This window comes from Chromatium okenii, assembly GCF_016583745.1.
Taxonomy (GTDB): Bacteria; Pseudomonadota; Gammaproteobacteria; order Chromatiales; family Chromatiaceae; genus Chromatium; species Chromatium okenii.
On the sequence record NZ_NRRQ01000142.1, the window covers coordinates 1 to 465 of the forward strand.

Annotated in this window: 1 protein-coding gene; it reads left to right on the plus strand. The window is 58.3% G+C overall.

The features are described from left to right. The coding region (locus CKO12_RS14570; RefSeq protein WP_200155425.1) for a hypothetical protein at positions 1-465 on the plus strand (465 nt) is incomplete at both ends.

The following is a 465-nucleotide window of genomic DNA, read 5'->3' on the forward strand; positions in this document are numbered from 1 at the left end:
TAAAGATCCAGGTGTCGAGCACCGAGGACGACCGGACGACGGACTCGCAACGGACCATCGAGTTCGAGGACGACGAGCGGCGCCCGCGCATATCCCGCGTCGAGCGCACCATGGAGATCGGCCTCGGTGATAATGAGACGGACACCCTGGAGCGCCGCCTCCGCTGGGACGGTGAGGCCTATCCCGATACCGTTCGAGAGGGTGCGAAGATTCACTATGAGGTCTCGGCGTACGACCCGGATGGATCAGCTGAACTCGATTACGAATGGAAGGATGAAGAAGACTGTGATCCGGACGAGGAGAAGCCGTACCGTCTGACATGCGGGTCGGACGCGCTCGAGGATACGAATGGGACCTTTAAACCGCGCATAGAGGTTCGCAAGAATAATGGTGACTTGGAACGCGAAAGAACGATCCAAGTTAAGATCGACGAAGCAAGCGCACCGGATATCGTTTACCTGCGCC